Raw genomic sequence first — 23104 nt, forward strand, 5'->3', positions numbered from 1 at the left:
GCGCCTTTATTAACCCCCCGCGGTTAATAAAGGCGCACAGCAGGGGTCAGGCGAGACCCGTACCCACCAACTGACCTACCCCGTACGTCACTGCCATCGCGAGCGCGCCGCCGATCACCACTCGTAGCACCGCTCTGGTCTTGCGGGCTCCGCCGAGCGCCGCGCTGATCGTTCCCGTCAGTGCAAGTGCGATCAGCACCGCGAAAAATGCGATCGGGACGCGGATGCCTGTCGGCGGCACCAGAATTGCAACCAACGGGATCGCCGCGCCGATCGTGAACGAGATTGCCGACGAAATCGCTGCATGCCACGGATTGGTGAGATCGTCTGGATCGATACCCAATTCGACTTCTACGTGCGCCGCGAAGGCGTCGTGCTCGGTTAATTCTTCGGCGACGCGGCGGGCCGTCTCCGGACTCAATCCCTTGTTCTCGTAGATCTCGGTCAGTTCCTGAAGTTCAGCCTCCGGGGTCTCGAGGAGTTCCTTCTTCTCCTTCTGCAGGAGTGCGCGTTCGGTATCCCGCTGAGCGCTGACCGAGACGTACTCGCCCAACGCCATCGATACAGCGCCGGCAACCAGACCTGCAAAGCCGGCCGTGAAGATCGCGGAGCGCTCGGTTGTCGCTGCTGCAACACCGACCACGAGACCTGCCGTCGAGACGATTCCGTCGTTTGCGCCCAGAACACCGGCACGTAGCCAGTTCAGGCGATTGTTCAAGCTGGGTGCGTGAGGTTCCGAGCTATGGGGTTCTGGTTCCCCACCGGGCGCCCCATCGGTCAACTGCACACTGTCTCCGGACATGGCCCCAGATTAGGACGATCAGTCCGGTTGCGATAGCAATCTGAGCCTGTCCTTCGCGCAGTGATATATTCCGAACGGCACCCCAACCAAGCATTTGCTAGGTTGGGAATCGGCATACCTCTGGAGGCACTATGAGCGCAGCACGCACCGCTTTTGTCAGCGGCGGATCCGGCGGAATCGGGTCGGCGATCGCCTTGACTCTCGCCGAACGCGGACACGACGTCGCCTTCACCTACCGAAACAACAAGGACGCCGCCGAGCAACTGAGCGAGCAGATTCGAACCCATGGAGTGCGCGCCCACTCGTACCCTCTCGACCTCACCGACGAGTTGTCGATCAGCGCCGCCGTGAGCGATGCGGTCAGTGATCTGGGCGGGTTGACGACGCTGGTCCACGCTGCCGGACCGCACGTCCCGATGACGCACCTCTCACGCGTGACGCCGGCGTTCTTCACCGAACAACTGAACCAGGAAGCCGCAGCGTTCTTCACACTCGTCCACACCGCTCTGCCTTCGCTGCGTGCATCGTCAGGTTCGGTGGTAGCAGTGACGACCGCGGCAACGGATCGTTTTCCCGTGCGCGACGGACTCTCCGCAGGTACCAAAGGGGCTGTCGAACAACTTGTTCGTGGATTCGCCGCAGAGGAAGGACGCTACGGCGTCCGGTTCAACTCCGTGGGCCCCGGCATGTTGACCGACGGAATGGCCGAGCGACTGATCAACTCGGCCGAACTCGATCAGAGCGCGCTCGACGTGACCATGAGCCGAATCCCGTTGAAGCGCTTCGGATCGGCAACCGATATTGCTGAAGCCGTATGTTTCCTCGCAAGCGATGCCGCCGGATTCATCAGCGGCCAGAAGCTCAACGTCGACGGCGGCTACACCGTGTGAGGACTATCCGCCCAACTTGCGAAAGACCAGTCGCACTGCAAGTTCGAGATGCGCCATCACTTGGTCCGTCGTCATCCGGCCGGCAACCCACGAGACGAGACTCGACATCCAGACGTCGTCGATGACCTTCACCGCATCCAACTGCTGTTGCGAGACTTCCTCGACGCCGATCGCCTTCGCGAACATCTCGGTCACGACCCCACCGAGCGCGTTGAGTTCCGGAGTCGCCGACGCGTCCGCGAACATGTACGCCCGAACCAACGCTTCGTAACGGAGGTGATCGGTCTCGAGGACCTCCGTATTCTTGCGCAGCACAAACAGAATCCGGTCCGACGGAGTCTCTCCCGGGATTACAAAGTCTTGGAATCTGTCACGCAAACCCTCGAACATCCACAACAATGCGACGACGAGCATGTGGTTCTTGGACGGGAAATACCGGTAAACAGTGCCGATCGCGACGCCGGCGCGATCTGCCACCGACCGCATCTGCACCGCGTCGTAGCCGCCTTCGGAGGCGGATTCCATTGCGGCGTCGACAATCCGGCGAAAACGCGCACGCTGCGACGGCGTCGTACGACGTCCGGTCACCGAGCTACGTTCGACCACCGACTGGTCTGCCTTGTCGCCACCTGCCATGTCCACAACCCTTATTAGACGTCGTTTTGCCGACTCCCAATGTAGCCGCCCAACGCAATTGTCGGGTGCATGACTACCCGCTTCCGAATTGCCCGCCAGTGGAACTGGCCGAGATCAGGAAGCTCGCCGGGGCCGATCTGAGCGGCCGCGTCTGCGTGGATCTTCCGACCAGTCACGCGACGGTGCGCGCCTGCCCGGAGCGCGAGTCCGGCGCTTGTCGGGTTGCGGTGCTCGCCGTTCCGGGCTGCGCTGACCACTAGGGGCAGGCTGGGCGCGACGAGCAGGCGGTCTACGTCGATCGGGTTGTGGTTTCTTCGCAACTCCGAACCGAGGCTTGCCGAAGACCAACGGGATCCAACCGCGACCGCTGCTCTCGGCCGAGGCGACCGCCTCGGGCTCACGGAAGGCTGCATGAGCGATCAGCCCGAACATCAGCAAAGTCGTGATCATCGAGGTTCCGCCCGCCGAGATGAGCGGTAATTGCAGACCGGTCACCGGAATCAGGCCCACCACGTAAGCGATGTTGATGAATGCCTGGACGACGATCAACGTCGTTGCCGTCGCCGTCATGACTTTGAGGAACGGATCGGTGGACCGCTTCGCGATCCGCAACCCGACGATCAGTACCGCGGCAAAGAGAGCTACGACAATCAGCGCGCCGACCAGCCCCAGTTCTTCACCGATCACGGCGAAAATGAAGTCGTTGTGTGCCTGCGGGAGGTAGCTCCACTTGGCGTCGGACTGTCCGAGACCGCGACCGAAAATGCCGCCGTTGGCCAACGCGTACTTGGCCTGAGTGCTCTGGAAGTTCAACCCCTGCGGGTCGAGGTCGGGATTCAGGAACGCCTTGATGCGATCCGATCGGTAACCAGCAGTAAGCCCGAGCACCAGAAACGCGACGGCGGAACCGAGTGTGAGGCTGATGAACGTCTTCATCCGGAACAGTCCGAACCACAGCACCGACATGAAGATGATGCCGATCGTGATGGTGGTTCCGAGGTCCTTCTCCAACACCACCAGAACCAGAACGAGCAGCGTCGTACCGCCGATCACCGGCAATGCGCGGTTGACATCCATCCGTGCGTTCATGAACGACGCAACTGTCGCAGCCGACCAGATCGCCAAGGCAAGTTTGGCCAGCTCCGACGGCTGGAAGGAAATGCCCGCGATCACGAACCAGCTGCGAGCACCCATCTGTTCGGAACCGATACCTGGAATCAGCACCAGGACAAGCAGAACAAGACACAGGATCAGCAGCCACGGCGAAGCTCTGCGCATCGTTTCGGTCGGTAAGCGCACGACCGCCACGAACATCACCAGACCGATTGCTGCGAACATGCACTGCGGCCAGAATCGGGCGTACGACGTCCCGGACAGAACGTAGGACTCGACGCCCGAAGAAGAAAGCACCATCAGTAGTCCGAACGCGACGATCAGCACGACCAGACCGACGATCATGTGGAAATCGAACAGTGGCCGATTCGTCCACATCGCCGTTCGAGCGCGAAAGGGCGTCGATGTGCGGTCGCGTTTGTCCGACGATCCGCGGGGTGAGTTAACTGGCTCTCCACTCCCGCGACCGTTGGGCTTGTCTTCACTGCGACCGGTCACCACACAAGTATCGTCCCACGACTCCTAACCCACGGGTAACACAAGTCCCACGAGTCACACGAGCTCTGCCTCCGACGAACCTTGAAGACCCCCGAAATGCCAGTTCACGTCCTTCGTCGACGGCTGTCGGCCACCGCTCCCGCCAACGAGAGCGTCAACATGACGACGCAGACGGCCAGCGCGAACCCGAACGCACGTCCATATCCCTCGGTCGATGACCCGAGCACACCGAGATACAACCCCGATACCGCGGCCAGGGAGATGGTCGCCGACAAGCGCTGCGACAGTTGAAGGAAGCCCGCTGCAACTCCGTTCGCGCCCGCCGGTGCGTATTCGAGTGTCAGCACCCGATTGGGTGCGTCGACGCAGCCACTGGCTACACCGGACAACACCGCCAGGACGACCAGCACCGGGATGAGGTGTTCGCGGGGAATCAGATTGACCGCCGCGATGTAGCCGAGGATGACAAGGATCTCGCCGACTATCGCAACAACGACCGCACTACGGCCGAACCGGGCAACCAGCCGCCATCCGTAGGCCGACGTCAGTGCCATCGCGAGCGAGCTGCCGGTCATGATCAACGCCGCACTCAGCGGCGCGAAGCCCAAACCTTCGATCAGATAGAGGCTGAGCACCGCGTTGACGGCAAGTATGGATCCGAACCAGAAGAGTGCAACGGTCGTACCGAGTCGAAATCCCCGCGAGGCGATCAAAGACGGAAGTAGCACGGGTGTGCCACCGCGGGCGGCGTACCGACGTTCCCAGAACCAGAAGGCGACAGCAGCGCCGAACGCACCGATCAGGAAAGCCGCGGCCACCGTGACACTCGTTCGGGTCACGATGGGCCACAACAGGAGCCCGGTCGTAGCCGCCAGCAGGCACAACCCCACCGGATCTATCGACGCGCCGGATCGGGTGGTTCGATCACGGCGCAGAAAGCGAAACGCCAGAATCAGTGTGACCACGGCAAACGGCACGTTGAGAATCAGGAGCAGCCGCCATCCGAAGTCGGCGTCGGAATACTTCAGCAGTACGCCACCGAGGATCGGTCCGGAAACGCCGGCCAGACCACCCGCGGTGCTGTACGCGCCCAACGCCTTCGCCCGAGCCTTTCCGGACACCCGGTCGGTGATGATGCCGAGCACTTGCGAACTGATGGTGCCTGCACCGATCCCTTGCCCCAGCCGAGCCGAAACGATCATCGACGGGTCCGACGCACACGCTCCGAGGATTCCCATCACCGCGAAAATGCTCAGACCCGCCAAGAACAAGCGTCGACGCCCGACGACGTCACCGAGTCGGCCCGCCGGCACCAGAGCCAAGCCGAAAGTCAGCGAATAACTCGCGAGGATCCACTGCACCTCGGAGGTCGACGCGCCCAGCGACGCCCGGATGGACGGGACCCCGATTCCGAGCACCGCCGAATCGAGAAGAGTGGTGAAACCCGCCGCTACGCAAACGACAATCTCCCAGCGCACGGCCGAATCGAGCTTGGTGGATTCGGCCGCCGCTGTGACTGTGTGGGACAGGACCCGCTACCCCGCAGCTTCGTGGGAAGCCCGACGCGTGAGCGGCGGTCGCAGCCCAAGGTGCTCCCGCAGCGTCGACGTGGAGTACTCGGTGCGGTACGCCCCACGCTCCTGCAGTTCCGGGATCAACCAGTCGACGATCTCGTCGAGCCCGGTCGGCACCAGATACGGCGAGATGTTGAAGCCGTCCGAAGCTCCGTTGCGCACCCAATGGACCAACTGATCTGCGACCTGCCCCGGAGTGCCCGCAAAACCCGAACGCTGCGAGGTCTCTATGGCGACCTGACGCAAAGACAGATTCTTTGCCTCCGCGAGAGCGCGCCATTCACGTGCAATCGCAATGGGGTCGTTGCCGTCTCGTGCTGAACCGCGTGTCTCCGAAACCGGGCGGGCAACCGGATCTTCCTCGGGGAGTGGACCGTCCGGGTCTCGATCCGAAAGGTCCTTACCCCACACCAGTCCGACGAGAGAGAGGGCAGTCTGGCCGGTGAACTGACCTTCGAGGACCCACCGGGCCTTCTCCTCGACCTCGGACTCGTTCTCCGCCAACACGATCTGCGTGCTGGGCAAGATCTTGACGTCGTCCGCCGGTCGCCCGACTCTACGCAACCGAGCCCGAATGTCTTCGGCGAAGTCGAGCGCGCCGTCGAAGTGTGTCCCGTGTCGCGAGAAGATGACGTCGGCATGCGTCGCCGCGAAATCGCGTCCACTCGGCGAATCACCCGCTTGGAAGATGACCGGATGCCCCTGGCGGCTTCGGGGAAGCGTCGGCGTCACGGAGATGTCGAACTGCGAAGTCTGCCTGCGCACGTCGCCGACGGCTCCCGGAGTAGACCAGTTCTCGGACGTACGAGAATCCGAGATCGCGTCGTCCGCCCACGAATCCCACAGTGCCCGAGCAGTTTCGATGAACTGCCCGGCACGCTCGTAGCGCAGGGAGTGGTCGAGGAAACCACCGCGACGGAAGTTCTCTCCCGTCCACGCATTGTCGGTGGTCACCGCATTCCAGCCGGCCCGTCCGTCGGAAAGTAGGTCGAGGCCGGAGAGTCGACGTGCGAGGTCGGCCGGTTCGTTGTACGTGGTGTTCTGTGTCGCGACCAACCCGATCTTGTCGGTGATACCGGCGAGGGCGGCCAACTGCGCTATTGCGTCCGGGCGGCCGGCGATATCCAGATCGAGAATCTTGCCGTTCTGCTCGCGAAGGCGAAGGCCCTCACCGAGGAAGAATGCGTCGAACAGACCTCGCTCGGCGGTGAGTACCAATCGCCGAAACGTCTCGAAGTCGATCTGGGATCCGCTGGCGGAATCGGACCAGATGGTGGTGTGGTTGACCCCTTGGAAGAAGACGCCGAAGTGAACGTGAGCGTCGGGTCGAGGCACGGCGGAGCGTGATGCAGTCATAGCCGAAATATCCTTAGCGCGAATTCAAGTCAGGAAGAGTGGGCGAATCGATTTGCGGGCCGCTGCAGGCCGAGGTTGCCCCTCAGCGTCGAGCCCGGAACGGGGCGCCGCGTCAACCCGGCCTTGGACAACCCCGGAAGCACGAGCTTGGCCAGCACCGGAAGGTCCTCGTCGATCACGAGAGCGTGGAAATGAACACCGTCGAGGTGCCCGGCCAACTCTTTCAGAACTGCGGCCGCCTCCCCCGGATCTGCAGCCAGGAGCAGTCGACCACTGTCGACGGCTTCCCCGTGCGAGTTCAGCTCGGTCAGCCGCTGCGCCGCAGACAGATTCGGCGTATCGAAAGCCACATCGACCTCGGCGACCACCAATGACGCGCCCTCATCGCGCGCCTTGGCAGCCGACTGTGCGATGGTCTCCACCGAATCACCGGACACGAGAACAACATCCGCCTGGTGTGGTTCGACGGCGCCGTAGCGGCCGAAGACCACCAACTGGCCTTGCGGCGGCCGCGGAACGATTGCCGGCCCCTTCACCGAGAACGTGTCGCCCTCGAAGTTGACGTAATGCAGACGATCACGCTCGAGGAACCGTCCACTGAGATAGTCACGGACGACGGCGTCGTCCTCCCACGAGTCCCAGAGATCGGTCACGACGGTGACCGAATCCCGCTGCTCCTGCTGACGCGCCGACTCCGTTGTCACCGGAGTTCTCCCCCACGCCCTCGCCGCAGCGTCGTCCTCGACCGGAACGGCAAGCCAGCCGCCGCGGCCGCGGGAGGAGTAGTCGAGCGTCGCCAATTGCGAAGAGGTATGGAATGGTTCGGCATATGTGGTCCCGACGACGGGGACCAGCCCGATCGTGCTGGTCGTCGCCGCCACGTACGACGCCCTCGAGACTGCGTCGATACGGCCGACCACGTCACCGCTCGGAGGAAGGATGGAATCGTCGAACGTCGCGAACGTGAAGCCGGCATTCTCGGCAGCCGCGACGCGATCGCGCACGGTCTTACCCGTGAGCAGCTGGTCCGGGCGGTGCGAGCTCCGGCGCCAGGCAGCGGGGTGAGTACCCTCGCCGTCCAGTTCGATACCCACGGCAAATACAGTCATGTGTCCTCCATCGGTCCTGGCGGTAGCACCCACACTGCGATTAGGTAGCGGGTTGCTGCGGCATCATCGAGCCAGGTCTCTCAGCCACTCTGGATGGTGGATGCAATCTATGCGGGCCACACTGGACAAGTCAAATCGCACTTGACGAATCATATTGACCTACAACATATTTCAATACAATCACACTGATCGAAAGGGTTGCGTCAACGCTGCTTGACGCCGAAACGAAAGAGCCCCGCCCGACTGACGTCGGACGGGGCTCGTCTGGAGGGCAGCAGTTGATCTACTTCGCGCCCAGCCAGGCCTGGTCGAACAGCATGATTCCCGTGGCTGTGGGAACGACGCCGTGTACGTTCTTCTGCCAAGCCCAGAACGACGTCAGCCCGCCGATCGGCGCCGACGGAACCGTCTCGTTCCACAGCGTCTGAATCTTGCCGATGACCGCCAGAGTCGACGAATTGTCCTTGGACTGTTGGAGATCTGCGATCAGCTGATCCATGGCAGGGTTGGCGTATCCAGCCGTGTTCGCCATCGAGGTGCTGTTGGTCGTGGAGAACAATCCGAGATCGAGAATCGACTCGTACATTCCGATACCCGCGTGCGCGAGGTCGAAATCGTGCTTGACGTAGACGTTCTGCACGATGTCGCCGGCGTTGTTGGCCAGAATCAAGTTCACCTCGAACCCGACGGCCTGCAACAGTGACTGCACGGCGAGCCCGATCGCGTGGTCCTTCGGCTCACTGAGGACGATGTAGTCGAGAGTGCCGTCGTATCCGTCTGCCTTTGCCTGGTTCAGAAGTTCCTTCGCTTTTTCCGGGTCATAGGCGATACCTGGGGTGTCTACATGCCATTGCGACGTCGGACCGAACAACTCCGAGCCCGGCAGTCCTTCACCGTTCTCCACTCGCTGATCGATCAACGTGGTGTCGAGCGCGTAGCCGATAGCCTGACGGACGCGAACATCCGAGCCCGGCCGGCCCTCACGGTTGTTGATAATCTCGGCACTACCGGCATTGAGCACGTCGATGTAGCCGGGGTAGCCAGCGGACTTGGCGGAATTGATCGCCGACGTGAGGCCGCGAATGTAAGCGACGTCGAGCTGACCGCTGTTCAATGATTCGAGATTGGCCTGCGGACCGTTGAGCGCAACCATCCGCAACTTGTCAAGCTTGGGAGCGCCGCCGTAGTAGGACGGGTTGGCCTTGAAGATTCGCTCGACGCTCGGTGTGAAGACATCTTCGGTGAAGGGTCCGGCTCCGACGGCGGTGAACTTGTCGCCCTGCTGCGAACTCGGGGCGACGATCATCCCGTGTCCGAGAGCGAGCATCGACGGAAAACGCGTCCACGGCGTCTTCAATTTGAAGAGGACCGTCGTCGGATCGCTTGCCTGCGCCGATTCCACCGAAGCCAGCCAGAGCTCGGCGCCATTGCCCTTGCCTGCGTTGTACCGATCAATACTCGCGATCACCGCGTTGGCATCGAGCGCAGTGCCGTCACTGAACTTCACACCGTCGCGAAGTTTCAGCGTCCAGGTGGCTCCGTCGTCAGCTGTCTCGAGCGATTCAGCCATCTTGGGCTCGAACTCGCCGCTCGCAGTGTCGTACCTCATCAAGACGTCGTACACAGCAGCGAAGGCCTCACCGCCGGAACCGCCGCGAGCGGCAGTCTTGGTCGGGTCGAGAGAGGGAACGAGCACCTGCACGCCGTACGTCATGGTCCCGCCGGCGACAGCGCTCCCCGGATCAGGCTGCTCGTTGACCATGCCGGTCACGATGTCTCCCGACGCGGTCGTCGTGTCGGTACCGCTGTCGTCATTGCTGCTCGCGCAGCCCACCAACAGGACACCGGCACCGATCAGTGCCACGGCGACACGGCTGACTTTCCCGATAGGCCAAGATCTCGAGTGCGACACGGAGATTCCACCTCACTTCCAGTAGACGCGGCCAGGGATCGGCCGCAACCGGCTAATAGTGAGGTTCTTGACGGAGTGACGCGCAGCACGTTCCCGGTCACCGGAATCATTCACGGAGACAAAGAATGCGTATAACTCAGATGATCGAGCCGAGCGGTTTACGGCGACTGATATCCGAACACGAAAAAGCTCCAACCTCATGTTCGAAGAACATCGAAGTTGGAGCTTGTCGAAAAGAATTATGGTGGCCAGGGCCGGGATCGAACCGGCGACCTTCCGCTTTTCAGGCGGACGCTCGTACCAACTGAGCTACCTGGCCGGACGGCACCCGAACCGAATGCCTATCGCATTGCGTTGTTCTCAATCAAGTGACTGAGAACAACGCTTTGCGACCCTGACGGGACTCGAACCCGCGACCTCCGCCGTGACAGGGCGGCGCGCTAACCAACTGCGCCACAGGGCCTTGCTTTTTCCTTGCTGTGAAACCGTACTACATCTTCGAGCCGCTCCCAAACCACTGTCCTGGCCTGGCATTTGTGCATCTCAAAGCGTGTCGTGCGGGTCAAACCATACTGCATCGTTTTGCTTTCGCAAAACGTACCCCCTACGGGATTCGAACCCGCGCTACCGCCTTGAAAGGGCGGCGTCCTAGGCCGCTAGACGAAGGGGGCCCGCCGGATCTCTCCGAACTAGTACCCCAACGGCGTTCCGTTGGGAGCTTGGATAGCTTATGGCACGGCATTCGGAAATCACAAATCGCCTGTTCACGGGCAGAAAAGTGCACTATTCAGTGTCAGGGAACTCCACTTGGGGCCACCCGTCACGATGGAACGTCTCCAACCACTGCGGCGTAGCCATGGCTTCGAGGACTACTTCGAGAGACTCCTCGAACCACTCGCCCAGATCCCCGCTGGAGGCAATCAGGTCTGCCATGTACCGCTGACCCGCAAGGCTCGCCGCCAGTACGCGTGTGAATTTGACCGGGTCGGCATCTTCTCGCAGCAATCCGTCGTCCTTGGCACGCACCGCCAACTCGTAGGCGGTCTTACCCCAGACCTGCCCGCCACCCGATTGCACATCCTGATAGAACTCGGGCTCGATGATCAGCCGGAATTCCGCCTGCACGATTACCTCGGCACGAAAGACTTCGGCAATGTCGAGCACGAGACCGTGCAATGCAACGAATGGATCGAGGTCTGTTCTCTTGGCCCAACGATCAGTGATTCCAGTGAAGGTTTCGATGGCCGAGGTCAGAACTGCTCGCGCCAACTCCTCCTTGGACTGGAAATGGAAATACATGGCGCCTTTGGTGGCGCGGGAGCCCTCGAGGATCGTGTTCACCGACGCGGCTGCATAGCCGCGCTTGGCGAATTCGACTGCAGCCGCTTCGACCAGGGCGGCGCGGGTACGCCGCGCACGCTCTTGTTGACGTGCCATTTACGGTGTTGTGCCTCTCGCAGAGTTGGTACGCAGAATCGCCGTGATCGGCGCCTGTCATCCCCCCGAAACTTCACAGTATCCCCTCCAGCGCACCCTACGTAAGGACTAGAGCGATACCCGCCAAAAGTACTAGACGCAATCGGCTGTTCAGGGGACAACAACCGACTTTATGCCCAAAGGACACCAAGTGGTATGGTTTTGGCCGCTCGGGTGCGGCACAGGGGGTGCGCATCCGAGCTTTTTACTGCCCGCGACGTCGACAATCCGACCATTCGGGCGGAACCACTTCGCCGGCCAAGTCAGTGGAGTCCCACTGCTTTAAACAACCAAAGCGATTGTTTATTCCCTATTTTTCGGCGAAACAGCACTGGAAGCATTGAAACAACACAGTTAGACTGTCTAAATGAACGTAGGTAAGGATCCCCGTGAAGCCCGAGACGACATCGACGTACTTTGGGATGATCTGGGCGCCTTCGTCCGGCGACTCCGCACCAAACGCAACGACCACAAACTCACGCCCAGCCAGATCCAGGCCCTCGGCCACCTCGATCGACAAGGCCCGTTGACCGCAAGAGCGTTGGCACAATTCGAGCGAGTCACGCCGCAATCCATCGCAAAGACGGTGACCGCACTCGAAGAGCAGGGGATGGTGACACGCAGTTCGGATCCATCGGACGGTCGCGCGGTCCTGGTCACGATGACCGAACTCGGGTCATCAACCCTCCACGAAGACCGAACGAAACGCACAGCGTGGTTGGCCGAGGTCATCGACGCCGAGTGCACCGAAGCCGAGCGTGACTTGCTGCTGATCGCCGGCCGCATCCTGCGCAAGCTCGGCCAGGACGCGCCCCCAGCATCAACATCCGTATCCACGTCAGAGGAGTCACTGATGAACCCGTGACCGCCGTCGTCGAAACGTCGACACCCCAAACCTCCGTTCCACTGAAGCTGAGTCTTGCTCTCGGTTCGGGAACCGTTCTTCAGGCACTGAACTCGTCGATGATTGCGGTGGCAATCGTCCCGATCGCCACCTACTTCGGTTCGAGTTCCGGCACGGCCTGGGTGATTTCGGCCCTGTACATCGCGACTGCGGTCACGGCCCCGGCTGCCGGGCGACTCGGATCGATTCTCGGCGCCAAACGCGTCTACCTCGCCGGGTTGGGTCTGATCGCTGCCGGATCGATCCTCGGCTCACTCGCTCCGTCACTGGGTTGGCTGATCGCCGCACGAATCCTGCTCGGAATCGGCACGGCGACACAGTATCCGAATGCAATGACCGTCATCCGTGAATACGCCGATCGCCACCGGGCTCAAACCCGTTCAGCCATCGCAACACTCACCATTTGCGCACAATCGGTTGTCGCGCTGGGTCCTACTCTCGGTGGGTTGCTGGTCGGCACACTCGGGTGGCAGTCGATCATGTGGGTGAACCTCCCACTTGTCGTCGTCACTGCGATATGGGTCCTCGTCGCCGCTCCGAGCGACTCCGCCCTACCCGACCGCGCCGGTGCCGCTGCGTTGTTCAAGTCTCTCGACCCATTCGGTATCGCCCTGTTTCTGGCACTGACGACGTCGACGATGCTCTTTCTCCTATCTCTCGCCGAGCACACGAAGTGGTACCTCCTCCCATCGACCGCTCTCTTCGCGTTCCTGTTCGTCTGGTGGGAACGTCGAACCGCCTCGGCGTTCATCGACGTCCGAGCTGTCGCTCGAAACCGCGCGTTGAGCATGACTCTCGGCCGGACCCTGCTGACCTACACGGCGTTCTACTGCATTTTCTTCGGACTCCCCCAGTGGCTGCAGGTGGCCCGCGGAATGTCACCGATCAGCGCGGGGCTCTTCATGCTCCCCGTCGCTGCGGTCGGGATCTTCGCGACCATGTCCGCATCGAGGGTGTACGGGAAATTCGGCGCACGGGTCACCCTGCTGATCGGGACCGCCGCCTTGGCGGTCGGCGGGGTTCTGATCGCCTTTGTCGAATCGAGCTCGACTCCACTGGTGGCCCTCCTGCTGATTGCGGCGATCCTGGGCATTCCCAACGGCTTCAACAACATGGGAAACCAGAACCTGATCAATTCGGTGACCACCTCCGCTGACGTCGGGACGGCGATCGGCCTGTACCGAACAATCCAGTACATCGGCGCCAATCTTGCTGCCGTCGTCATCGAGCTGACCATGCGCGGAACCGTCGACGACGCGGGCCTGCATCGCACTGGTGGGACCATCGCCATCATCGGAATTGCACTTCTGGTGGGGGTGGTGTTTTCACGAACCCTGCGGTCCCGTTAGACTCTGCGCCGCGCCCCTATAGCTCAGTTGGTAGAGCTACGGACTTTTAATCCGCAGGTCGTAGGTTCGAGTCCTACTGGGGGCACAAACGCAGACCCGGCACCTCATTCCGAGGCGCCGGGTCTTGTGCATTCGTACCACTCGATTACCTGAACAGGTCATCGAAGAAGGAACTCGAGAGTCACCCGCTCGAATGCCTGCTTGGCTTCGATCATCACCCAGTGCCCGCAGTTCGGGAAGACGTGCAGTTCGGCGTTCGGCATCAGTCGCATCGGAATCATCGGCATGTCCGGTGGGCACTGCCGATCATCGAGCCCCCACGTCAACAAGGTCGGGCACTTCACCTTGTGCATCATCGACCAGTAGGGCGGTGCATCCGAGTTCGCCATCATCTGCTGCTGAGCGGCAAAGGCTTTGGACCCGTACATCGCCGACAATGCCTGGTGCGAGGCCGGGTCGTTGGCCGTTTCCCACCGCTCCTCGATCCGCTCCTCGGTGATCACGGCTTTGTCGTAGACCATGCACTCGAGCCAGCGAACCAACTTCTCGCGACTGGGACCGTCGGCGAAGTCCTGCAGGAGTCGCGTGCCTTCACTCGGGTTCTGACTGAAGATGTTCGGACCGATGCCACCGATGGTCACCAACTTGCGGACGCGATCGGGAAACCTCATTGCGACGTTGACGCCGACTACCCCACCCATCGAATTGCCGATCATCGCGGCCGACTCGATTCCCAGCGCGTCCATGAACCGGATCACCGACGAAGCTGCCGTGAGAACCGGATGACCGTCAACGGGATCGCTCACGCCGAACCCTGGGAACTCCAGGATGTAGCAGTGAAAATGCTTCGCGAACACCTCGAGGTTCCCCCGGTAGTTCCGCCAACCACTCACGCCGATCCCCGAGCCGTGCAACAGGATCAACGGCGGGCCGTCACCTGCCTCGTGGTAGCGCACGGTGCCCTTGTCGGTAGCTACTTCCCGTTTGGTCCCCTCATAAGTCACGTCCATGATCCGACACTAGAACGTGTTTCAGATTTTCGGGACGTAACCTTCGAATGCGGCCGACGAGGTCAGAAGCATCCCCCACCACCTCGACGCCCACTGCGATTCGTGGACTTCTGCTCGCTCGGTTTCGGCTTGCCCGGCGCGGCCTTCACACATCGGTTGGGGCGCCGCACCTGCTCGAAATGCCCAGCGCTCACTACCTGGCCGGCCACGCTCACCCTGACGGGCGTGTCCGCCCGGGCAGTTCCGACTTGCGCCGACCCCAACGCCAGGGCGAATGCAGCCACAACGACCAGCGCCATCTTCTTCGAAATCTTCATGCGTACTGCCACTTCGACACGGGTCCACTCCAGATGCTGAACAGGTGCGCGCACCGAAGGAACACGCTGGGTGTCGACGATATGCAGTCAGGGTGGCCGGCCGCGATCCTTCTGCTCACCAGCATCTGAACAGTCGACAACAAAAGTTTTGGCGGCACGTCAACATCCCGGGGGCGTCAACGAGCCGACGCCCAACGTACGCACCGTTACTGAGAAATCCGTAAATCCAGGCAACCACCTCACGCGGCGGTGGAGCTGCACCCCATACAAGTCCCGATGGAAAAGTGCATTCCGTCCGCACTCCGAAACATCCGGTTTGATAATTTCTTCACAGACAAGCTCACTCCTCGGATTCTCGGGGCCTGCCGGCATTCTCGTGCGAACAGGCATCGGAAACTGTTGTGCGCGAACTCTTCAACCCAGATACCCACAGAAGCCGAGGCATTGATGACGCAGACGACCGTCACGGAACGGGGAGGTCCGACGCCTGACCGATACGAACCCGACGACCGCTGGGTCCCGGTTGACCGGAGGTGGTTCGGTCTCGACCGCACAACCATCCTTCCGGCCGCCATCGTGCTGGCTGTCGCAATCGTGATGAGCATCGTCATCCCTCAGATCAACGACGCGGTCTCCTACGACGACCCAGTCGTCGCGGGCGACGTCATGGAACTCCAGTACGGCATCACCTTCGTTCCCACTCCAGGCTGGGGGATCACCGACGGCGTCCGGGAGGCTGATGCACCGGTGACCGGTTCGTTCCCTCCTCGCGCCACCCTCGTGAACGGCGGTGCGATGTTCACCGTGTACACAGCACCTTTCACCGGTGACGCGAACGCCCTCCTCGAACAGATCAAGAAGACTTCGGATGCTCTCGCTACCGAGAAATCACTACGGGTGAGCGAAGACTCCTCCGCAATCACGACGGAAAGCGGCATCCGCGGAGTACTGACCAGCTACTCGAATTCGACCACCGACGGGGTGCTTGCCGCATTCGTCGTCGACGGCAAGGGCATCGAGGTGGTATCCACCGGTCCGAGTGACGTAGCTCCGACGATCACCGACGACATCGCTCACATGATCGTAAGCATCGGCCACCGAGCCGGAGAGGGCAAGTGATGACCGCTCCCGCAGTACAGACGACCGAGGACCTGATCACCGCTCGAGTCGAGGCGATCGAAAACTCGGGCTGGGGAAGGTCTTTCGCATTCTACCAACCACGCAACGCAGCCTTCTGGGTGTACCTGCTGTTGGTGGTGAGCGGTGCCTTCAAGCTCATCTCCATGCTCTCTGCCTCCGCGGCCGCCTACGGCGACGCAATAGCACTCTCCTTCGTACTCTTCGGCGTGTACGGCGCGGTCTTCTGGTGGTTCACCCACCACATCGACCGGTACGCACGCCAGCCGGTCAAACTGATCGTGGTGGCCTTCTTCTGGGGCAGCTTCGCAGCCACCTGGGTGATGGCAGCGAACGCCAACGACGCGATACTTGCCCTGTACGCCAAGACGTTCGGACAGGCATGGGCGTCGGATTGGGGCGCAGGACTGACAGCGCCGTTCACCGAAGAAGTCGCCAAGGGCGTCGGGTTGCTCCTGCTCGTCGCGTTGGCATCTCGCCTGGTGCGCACCGCATTCGACGGCTTCATACTCGGCGCCTTCATCGGGCTCGGCTTTCAGATCTTCGAAGACGTTCTCTACGCATTGAACTCGGCCGCCTCGCAGTTCGGAGCCGATCCGGTCGGCGCCGCAATGTCGACGATCGTCCTCCGCATGGTCTTCGGAGTGGCAGCACACACTCTGTACAGCGCGATCTTCTGCGCGGGACTGGTCTACCTACTGGGGCGTCCGGCCGAACCACGGCGTGTTGGGCGCGGACTCACCTTGATGGCATCCGCGATGCTTCTCCACGGCCTGTGGGATTCAGCCGGTGCGCTGTCCCGGGGCAAGAATGCGCTTCTCTTTGTGCTCTTCGCCGTCATCATCACCGCCGCACTGACTCTCGCGGTCCGCGTGTTCCGCACGACGGTACCGCGTGAGCGTGAGTTCCTCCGGGATGTCCTCGCGCCGGAGGTCGAGCGCGGCGTTATCACCGGTGACGAACTGACGGCGCTGTGCGGCGACCGCAAGGTACGCAAAGCGTTCCGGAAGTCGGCAGGAAACCACGCCGACCGCAAGCGCAACGGATACACGCTCGAGGCCGCCGCGGATCTCGCCGATGCACTGGCAGAGAGTCGCGGAACTGAAAGCGGTCGAGTCGAATTCGCCCGATCCGAGGTAAGCCGAATCAGGAGCGGTCAGCCGTCGGTCAAGCTCTGACCCGCTCTGAACTGAAATCCATGTTGCACATCCCGTTCGTCACGTCGTGATCAATCGACGAACTGCCTCGACCGCAGCCTTCCGACGTAGAGGGACCTCGCGCGACGACTTGAGCGCAAGCATCCGGGCAATGTCGGTAATCAACATGATCAACTCCGCGGGATTCCACTCCGGATCAATGTGGCCCTCGAGCTGTCCCTTGCGAATCTCCGCAATTTTCGGCCGAAGGGTCTTGCTTCGTATGTCGTCCTCTCTCATGACGTCCGGTGCTTCGAGATCCGCCCACTGTTGCAATCGAGCGTTCTCGGGATGGGCAACATAGTTGTCGAAAAGCCGACCTACATAACCCGGCAGGTCATCACCTCGAAGCGCTGTCGCCGCTGTGGTTTCGGACGTCCACTGCTCAGTGACGGCAGCGAACAACTCTTCTTTGCTTGCGAAGTACGCATAGAGACGATCCTTGCTGGCGCGCGCTTGCGCGGCGATCCGATTGATCCGCGCGCCGGCCAGACCGTACATGGCAAATTCGTCTTTTGCTGCCGCCAGAATGCGGTCCCTCGTGGCTTCCCCTGCTGAGCGCATGTTCACAGCCTAGAACGAATCGACCGTTGCCGAACCTTCCGGTTCGGCGTAGCGTGCAGAGTTGACGAACAATTTGGTTCGCGAACTGACTTGTCACGTACCCGTCGACTCGAGGAGAGACATGAATCTCGATGAAGCCCGAACCGCTTTCGCCCGGCTCCGTGCAGCGGAAAGTGGTGTATCACCAGCGGAACTCGACGACGTGTGGGCGGCACTGGATACCGTCACCGCTTCAGAGATCCTCGGCGAATGGAAGGGCGACGACTTCGCCACCGGTCACCGACTACACGAAAAGCTGTTCGCGAGCCGCTGGTACGGCAAGACATTCAACTCGGTCGAGGACGCAAAGCCGTTGATCTGTCGCGACGAGGACGGAAACCTCTATTCCGACGTCAAGGGCGGCAATGGCGAAGCAAGCCTGTGGAACATCGAGTTTCGCGGCGAAGTCACGGCGACGATGGTCTACGACGGCGCGCCGATCTTCGACCACTTCAAGAAAGTCGACGACTCGACACTCATGGGCATCATGAACGGAAAGTCGGCATTGGTTCTCGACGGCGGGCAGCACTACTACTTCCTGCTCGAGCGAGCGTGATTCGCGCCGAACAGAATTCGACGTCTTCCATGCAGATGACAGCGGCGCTCTCGCACGGACCGCACTCCCCCTTCACACTCGACACCGTCGAGATCGACGAACCCCGTGCAGACGAGATCCTTGTTCGCATCGTCGCAACAGGTCTGTGCCACACAGATTTGTTCACGAAGTCGGTGCTCCCGGAAAGCCTCGGCCCCTGTGTGTTCGGGCACGAAGGGGCAGGGGTTGTCGAGGCTGTGGGCTCGTCGATCGACAACATAGTGCCCGGTGATCACGTGTTGCTGAGCTACCGCAGTTGCGGTGCGTGCCGGCAGTGCCTCAGCGGTCATCGGGCATATTGCGAAAGTTCACACAGGCTCAACAGCTCTGGCGCACGCACCGACGACTCGACGCCGATCCGGCGAAACGGAACTCCGATTCGGTCCGCATTCTTCGGTCAGTCCAGCTTCGCGGAATACGCCATCGCCTCTGCCGACAACACCGTTGTCGTCGATCCTGCGGTGGATCTGACCGTCGCGGCTCCGCTCGGCTGCGGGTTCCAAACCGGCGCCGGTGCGGTACTGAATCTGCTTCGCCCCGAGCCCGACTCGACGTTTGTCGTTTTCGGTGCCGGAAGCGTCGGATTCGCGGCGCTGCTCGCAGCACGGGCTGCCGGGGTTTCCACCCTGGTTGCCGTTGACCCCGTTGCGCAGCGGCGAGGCCTCGCCGAGGAATTCGGCGCCGTCACCGTCGACCCGACCACCGAAGACGTGATCGAAGCGGTTCGCGCCGCCAGCGACGGTGGCTCGACGCATTCCCTCGACACCACCGGCATCGGCGCCGTGATCAATCAGGGCATCGCCTCACTTCGTGCGCGGGGAACACTGGCGGTAGTCGGGCTCGGAGCGTCAACAGTCGAGGTGAACACGGCCGACATCATGTTGAACGGAAAGACAATTCGAGGATGTATCGAGGGTGAATCGGAGATCACGACGTTCATCCCCGAACTCGTCGAACTCTTCACCGAGGGTCGATTTCCGATCGACCGCTTGGTGACGCGCTACGCGTTCTCCGACATCGACAAAGCCGTCGAAGATCAGGCGTCGGGGCGCGTCATCAAGCCCGTTCTCGTGTGGTGAAGGCCGAAATGTCTCATTCGCCGGCCCAACGGAATTCGCCCTAGACTGCGCTCCTGAACTACTCGGCGGAGCAAGGTGGGGACGATGACGGAACAGACCAGTACAGGGGCGGGCCACGGCCGGGCAGTGATGCCGATAATCAGGATGCGTGCACGCAGCCGCAACGAGGACCATCGAGCGTCGACGCCACTCGAATTGTTCTTCGACCTGTGTTTCGTGGTCGCAGCTGCGCAAGCCGGAGTTCAACTGGTGCATGCCGTTGCCGAAGGCCACTACGCCGACGGCATCGCCGGTTACATGTTCGTCTTCTTCGCACTGTGGTGGGCGTGGGTGAACTTCACCTGGTTCGCCTCCGCCTACGACACGGACGACGTCCCCTACCGGATTGCGACCTTCGTACAGATTTGTGGCGTTCTCGTCTTCGCCGCCGGAATCCCCGACGCTTTCGACGGAACCGACCGCACGACAGCCATCGTCGGCTACCTCATCATGCGGATAGCGCTCACCTGCCAATGGCTTCGAGCGGCCAGCGGTGAAACCGGTGCCGCGCGAACCACAGCTCTGCAGTACGCCGCCGGACTCGTGATCGTTCAGGCGGGCTGGATCGTACTGCTTCTGCTGCCGGCGTCGGCCTGGATCCCTGGCTTCTTCGTTCTCATGATTGCCGAGCTGGCGGTGCCGGCGATCGCCGAACGCAACCACCAGACGCCGTGGCACCCGCATCACATCGCCGAACGCTACGGCCTCTTCACCATCATCATGCTCGGCGAAACCATTGCTGCCGCCACGATCGCGGTTCAATCCGGCATTCGTGACTTCGACGCCGCCGACCTCCTGATCCCCATTGCCGTCGGCGGAGTTCTGATCGTGTTCTCCGCGTTGTGGATCTACTTCGCCGTCCCGATCCACGAGTACCTCGCAGACCAGGGCAATCGCGCTGTCCTGTTGTGGGGGTACGGGCACTACTTCGTATTCGGGTCCGCTGCGGCCATCGGCGCCGGCATCGAAGTAGCCGTCGAGGAAGCAGTTGGCGAAGCGCACATTTCGACGTTCGCAGCATCTGCTGCTGTCACGATCCCGGCCGCGATGTTCCTGATCTTCGTGTGGCTCATGCACTCACGACACTTCAAACGCGACAGGATCGAGCAGGCTGTTCTACCGGTAAGCGCAATCCTGGTTCTCGCCTGCACGTTTGCCGGACACTGGGCGGTCCCGCTCGCCGGACTCGTAGCGGCGGGAACCGTCGGAGTCGGTGTCGGCCTGAGTACTCGATCGAAGAGCTGACTCAGATTTCGGGAGCCGGTGCCTCGCCCTTGCTCTGCGGCTCGTGCTGCTTGAGTTCACCGCGCATCTTGTCGAGATCCTTGCCACGCTTCTTGTACAGGTAGCCGAGCGCAACGAGGCCCAGGAACAACGCGACGCCGAGGACTGCACCGACAACGGAGGCTCCACGGAATCCGGGACCGTCCACGTCGAGGATCCGCTCGCCCGCATGCGCTGCATTGTTGTTGCCGAGAACGACTGTCAGAGAAAGCAGATTCGGCAGCGCGAAGATCACACCCAACGCGATAGCCGTGATCTGCATGATTCGAGCATGCTTGCGCTTGCGCACCTGCCACACCGCCCGGAAGAAGATCAGCGGGACCAGTGTGCAGACGAGACCGAACAGCAGTCCCCACGCGATACCGGCGCTGAAGCTACCGTTCGCCAGCGACGCGATGCGCTGCGCCCACCAGCGCGGCAGGAAGGCGGCAAGGATGAAGTAGGCGATGACCAGGACCACCGCCATCACTGCGATCCCGATGGCCTTCTTCGCCCACGGCGGCATGCCCGGTTTTGCGGTGGCCGGTGAAGTTTCCGGTGTCGTCATGACAATTCCTCGTCTAGTCGGCGTTTGTACTGACGAATCTATCCGTTACGGGCGTTCCTCATCCGCATCGAGAACGATCCGGGCAAGCCGCTTCGGCGCAACGAGGGTGAACGAGGTGTAGATCCACTCCTCGAGCTGTGACCATTTCTCCTCGGAAACGTCGGTTCCGATCTCGAGTGCAACCCACCCGTGGCGGCCGAGTCCGTAGCCGGCAGCGCTTGCGCCTGGTTCGGTGGCCACTACCGCTTCGGCTTCCTCCTTGCTCAACTTGACGGTCAAGGAGGTGGCTTCGAGGTTGCAGAACACGAAGTTCTTGCCGCGCACCCGAAACGTCGGGTGACCATCCCACGCTTCGATGTCGATACGCTCTGCCTCCGGCAGTGACAGCGAGATCTCTTCGAGTCGACGCATGTTGTCGGGCATGGAGATGATTGTGCACGCTTCGATACCGGGCTTCACACTCTCGACACGGCTAGGCTCGGCGACGACCGCGTTACCGAACTCCAATCAGGGGAGAGTGGCATGCGCACGTTAGTTCATCTGGTTCTGTTGATTTGCGGGATCGCCGTAGCCGTCGGCTCGTTCATGTACGTTCTGGCCGGCGTCAAACCAGGCAACGTTCGTCTCGAGGACCTGCGGGACGGTTTTCCGGCGGGCTGGGCCATCGAGCAGATCGGCGATCAGTCGGTGACCTTCTACCGTTCGATGGCGGTACTTCTGCTCGCCGCCGCCGTTTTGATTCTGATTGCCGCATTGTTCGGTTCTCGCATTGCAGCGTGGATCGGAATCATCGTGGGATTGGGAACTCTGGGCACGTTCTACTACCGAGTGAACGACCAATTCGACAACGTCATCAGGGAAAACTACTCCACAATCCTGACAAATCAGACAGGATTCATCTTGACGGCCGGTGGACTGATTCTCGCGCTCCTAGCGTGTCTGGTCCCCCGCGAGAAGACCCGAGCCTGACCGCTCGGCAACCGGAGGGTTACCGTCGACGCCGACATTCACTAGTGTCTGCAACAGCCGGGTACTGACGAGTAGTACCCCAGAAGAGGTAGGGCATCAATGGCATCGCTTGACGACCTTCTATCCCAGATCCCCATCGACCAGATCGCGCAGCAACTCGGCGTAGACCAGGCAACTGCCGAATCGGCGGTCAAGACGGCACTGCCGACCCTCGTCGGTGGCCTCGGCGCCAATGCGCAAGATCCGGCAGGCGCGGCCTCGCTGGAAAGTGCGTTGCAGTCGCATGCCGACACCAGCCTTCTCGACGACGGCGTCGACATCAGCAAAGTCGACACCGCTGACGGTCAGAAGATCGTCTCGAACATCTTCGGCGGCAACACCGATCAGGTCGCCAGCGCACTCGGTGGAGTCGGCGGCGGCGGGAACGATCTGGTGAAGCAGTTGCTGCCGATCCTCGCTCCCATCGTCCTGGCCTACCTCGCCAAGCAGTTCACCGGCGGCGGCGCAGGTGCGCAGACCCAGGCCTCCGGCGGCGGCGGGCTCGGGGATCTCCTCGGCGGAATTCTCGGCGGCGGTGGCAATTCCGGCGGCGGCATCGGTGGCGCTCTCGGCGGCATCCTGGGTGGATCCGGTGGCGGCGGCCTCGGTGACCTCCTCGGCGGTCTCCTCGGCGGCGGCAAGAAGTAAGAACCTCGACAAGCCCAGCGCA

General features: G+C 61.7%; 23 protein-coding genes, 4 tRNA genes and 1 riboswitch. Of the genes, 11 read left to right on the forward strand and 16 right to left on the reverse strand.

Annotation, left to right across the window (positions count from 1 at the left end):
- Positions 1–46: 46 nt before the first annotated feature.
- The gene (locus ACFT1A_RS08115) at positions 47–802 is read right to left on the reverse strand and encodes a VIT family protein (protein ID WP_378446558.1); all 756 of its coding nucleotides are present in this window, start codon (positions 800–802) and stop codon (positions 47–49) included.
- 131 nt (positions 803–933) lie between these two features.
- Between ACFT1A_RS08115 and ACFT1A_RS08120 the strand changes: the two genes are divergently transcribed.
- Entirely contained in the window at positions 934–1692 is a 759-nt protein-coding gene (locus ACFT1A_RS08120) for an SDR family NAD(P)-dependent oxidoreductase (RefSeq protein ID WP_378446559.1), read from the forward strand.
- Between the two features lie 3 nt (positions 1693–1695).
- Here the strand turns inward: ACFT1A_RS08120 and ACFT1A_RS08125 are convergent, their stop codons facing one another.
- The 10 genes from ACFT1A_RS08125 to ACFT1A_RS08170 all read right to left on the reverse strand — a co-directional run bounded on the left by ACFT1A_RS08125 (position 1696) and on the right by ACFT1A_RS08170 (position 11327).
- Positions 1696–2328: a TetR family transcriptional regulator gene (locus tag ACFT1A_RS08125; RefSeq protein WP_378446560.1), complete on the reverse strand. Its 633-nt coding sequence runs from the start codon at positions 2326–2328 to the stop codon at positions 1696–1698.
- 114 nt (positions 2329–2442) lie between these two features.
- Positions 2443–3819: a putative lipid II flippase FtsW gene (ftsW, locus tag ACFT1A_RS08130; RefSeq protein ID WP_378446953.1), complete on the reverse strand. Its 1377-nt coding sequence runs from the start codon at positions 3817–3819 to the stop codon at positions 2443–2445.
- A gap of 224 nt (positions 3820–4043) precedes the next feature.
- Complete coding sequence (locus tag ACFT1A_RS08135) at positions 4044–5417, reverse strand: MFS transporter (RefSeq protein WP_378446561.1); 1374 nt, start codon at positions 5415–5417, stop codon at positions 4044–4046.
- Positions 5418–5474: 57 nt separating this feature from the next.
- A complete protein-coding gene (locus ACFT1A_RS08140; RefSeq protein WP_378446562.1) occupies positions 5475–6869 on the reverse strand; it encodes an NtaA/DmoA family FMN-dependent monooxygenase in 1395 nt (464 codons plus the stop codon).
- Positions 6870–6898: 29 nt separating this feature from the next.
- Positions 6899–7978, reverse strand: coding sequence for an LLM class flavin-dependent oxidoreductase (locus tag ACFT1A_RS08145; RefSeq protein WP_378446563.1), 1080 nt, complete (start codon positions 7976–7978; stop codon positions 6899–6901).
- A 4-nt stretch (positions 7979–7982) separates the two neighbouring features.
- A riboswitch (SAM riboswitch) is annotated at positions 7983–8078 on the reverse strand.
- A 183-nt stretch (positions 8079–8261) separates the two neighbouring features.
- Complete coding sequence (locus ACFT1A_RS08150) at positions 8262–9890, reverse strand: ABC transporter substrate-binding protein (RefSeq protein ID WP_378446564.1); 1629 nt, start codon at positions 9888–9890, stop codon at positions 8262–8264.
- 242 nt (positions 9891–10132) lie between these two features.
- Positions 10133–10209, reverse strand: a tRNA-Phe gene (locus ACFT1A_RS08155).
- Positions 10210–10279: 70 nt separating this feature from the next.
- Positions 10280–10353 (reverse strand) — tRNA-Asp (locus tag ACFT1A_RS08160).
- A gap of 135 nt (positions 10354–10488) precedes the next feature.
- A tRNA-Glu gene (locus tag ACFT1A_RS08165) sits at positions 10489–10561 on the reverse strand.
- 112 nt (positions 10562–10673) lie between these two features.
- Entirely contained in the window at positions 10674–11327 is a 654-nt protein-coding gene (locus ACFT1A_RS08170; RefSeq protein WP_378446565.1) for a TetR family transcriptional regulator, read from the reverse strand.
- 406 nt (positions 11328–11733) lie between these two features.
- Here ACFT1A_RS08170 and ACFT1A_RS08175 point away from each other — a divergent pair, with 406 nt between their 5' ends.
- From ACFT1A_RS08175 to ACFT1A_RS08185, 3 genes are all read left to right on the forward strand, one after another.
- Positions 11734–12231, forward strand: coding sequence for a MarR family winged helix-turn-helix transcriptional regulator (locus ACFT1A_RS08175; protein WP_378446566.1), 498 nt, complete (start codon positions 11734–11736; stop codon positions 12229–12231).
- Positions 12228–13619, forward strand: a complete 1392-nt coding sequence (locus ACFT1A_RS08180) for an MFS transporter (RefSeq protein ID WP_378446567.1) — start codon at positions 12228–12230, stop codon at positions 13617–13619. Before ACFT1A_RS08175 ends, ACFT1A_RS08180 begins: the two co-directional genes overlap by 4 nt.
- 12 nt (positions 13620–13631) lie before the next feature.
- Positions 13632–13704: transfer RNA gene (locus tag ACFT1A_RS08185), tRNA-Lys, on the forward strand.
- A gap of 73 nt (positions 13705–13777) precedes the next feature.
- Here the strand turns inward: ACFT1A_RS08185 and ACFT1A_RS08190 are convergent.
- Positions 13778–14629, reverse strand: coding sequence for an alpha/beta fold hydrolase (locus ACFT1A_RS08190; RefSeq protein WP_378446568.1), 852 nt, complete (start codon positions 14627–14629; stop codon positions 13778–13780).
- A gap of 62 nt (positions 14630–14691) precedes the next feature.
- Positions 14692–14946: a hypothetical protein gene (locus ACFT1A_RS08195; protein ID WP_378446569.1), complete on the reverse strand. Its 255-nt coding sequence runs from the start codon at positions 14944–14946 to the stop codon at positions 14692–14694.
- Positions 14947–15393: 447 nt separating this feature from the next.
- On the opposite strand from ACFT1A_RS08195, the gene ACFT1A_RS08200 reads away from it, so the two are divergent.
- Positions 15394–16065: a hypothetical protein gene (locus ACFT1A_RS08200; RefSeq protein ID WP_378446570.1), complete on the forward strand. Its 672-nt coding sequence runs from the start codon at positions 15394–15396 to the stop codon at positions 16063–16065.
- Positions 16065–17261, forward strand: coding sequence for a PrsW family intramembrane metalloprotease (locus tag ACFT1A_RS08205; protein WP_378446571.1), 1197 nt, complete (start codon positions 16065–16067; stop codon positions 17259–17261). Before ACFT1A_RS08200 ends, ACFT1A_RS08205 begins: the two co-directional genes overlap by 1 nt.
- A 39-nt stretch (positions 17262–17300) precedes the next feature.
- On the opposite strand, the gene ACFT1A_RS08210 is transcribed toward ACFT1A_RS08205, so the two are convergent.
- On the reverse strand, positions 17301–17843 hold the full coding sequence (locus ACFT1A_RS08210) for a TetR family transcriptional regulator (RefSeq protein ID WP_378446572.1): 543 nt from the start codon (positions 17841–17843) through the stop codon (positions 17301–17303).
- A 121-nt stretch (positions 17844–17964) separates the two neighbouring features.
- Between ACFT1A_RS08210 and ACFT1A_RS08215 the strand changes: the two genes are divergently transcribed.
- The 3 genes from ACFT1A_RS08215 to ACFT1A_RS08225 all read left to right on the forward strand — a co-directional run bounded on the left by ACFT1A_RS08215 (position 17965) and on the right by ACFT1A_RS08225 (position 20840).
- Positions 17965–18438: a DUF4334 domain-containing protein gene (locus ACFT1A_RS08215; protein WP_378446573.1), complete on the forward strand. Its 474-nt coding sequence runs from the start codon at positions 17965–17967 to the stop codon at positions 18436–18438.
- A gap of 29 nt (positions 18439–18467) precedes the next feature.
- Positions 18468–19556: an NAD(P)-dependent alcohol dehydrogenase gene (locus tag ACFT1A_RS08220; RefSeq protein ID WP_378446954.1), complete on the forward strand. Its 1089-nt coding sequence runs from the start codon at positions 18468–18470 to the stop codon at positions 19554–19556.
- 84 nt (positions 19557–19640) lie between these two features.
- Complete coding sequence (locus tag ACFT1A_RS08225; protein WP_378446574.1) at positions 19641–20840, forward strand: low temperature requirement protein A; 1200 nt, start codon at positions 19641–19643, stop codon at positions 20838–20840.
- Position 20841: 1 nt separating this feature from the next.
- Here ACFT1A_RS08225 and ACFT1A_RS08230 read toward each other — a convergent pair whose 3' ends face one another.
- Positions 20842–21426 carry a hypothetical protein gene (locus tag ACFT1A_RS08230; protein ID WP_378446575.1) on the reverse strand — a complete coding sequence of 195 codons (585 nt, stop codon included), beginning with the start codon at positions 21424–21426 and terminating at the stop codon, positions 20842–20844.
- A gap of 45 nt (positions 21427–21471) precedes the next feature.
- Positions 21472–21849: an MmcQ/YjbR family DNA-binding protein gene (locus ACFT1A_RS08235; RefSeq protein WP_378446576.1), complete on the reverse strand. Its 378-nt coding sequence runs from the start codon at positions 21847–21849 to the stop codon at positions 21472–21474.
- 99 nt (positions 21850–21948) lie between these two features.
- Between ACFT1A_RS08235 and ACFT1A_RS08240 the strand changes: the two genes are divergently transcribed.
- Together ACFT1A_RS08240 and ACFT1A_RS08245 are read left to right on the forward strand one after the other, a co-directional pair.
- On the forward strand, positions 21949–22395 hold the full coding sequence (locus tag ACFT1A_RS08240) for a hypothetical protein (RefSeq protein WP_378446577.1): 447 nt from the start codon (positions 21949–21951) through the stop codon (positions 22393–22395).
- A gap of 99 nt (positions 22396–22494) precedes the next feature.
- Positions 22495–23082 (forward strand): DUF937 domain-containing protein, encoded by a 588-nt coding sequence (locus ACFT1A_RS08245; protein ID WP_378446578.1) that lies wholly within the window; start codon positions 22495–22497, stop codon positions 23080–23082.
- Positions 23083–23104: the final 22 nt, after the last annotated feature.

Source organism: Rhodococcus sp. NPDC057135 (genome assembly GCF_042670865.1).
Taxonomy (GTDB): Bacteria; Actinomycetota; Actinomycetes; order Mycobacteriales; family Mycobacteriaceae; genus Rhodococcus_F.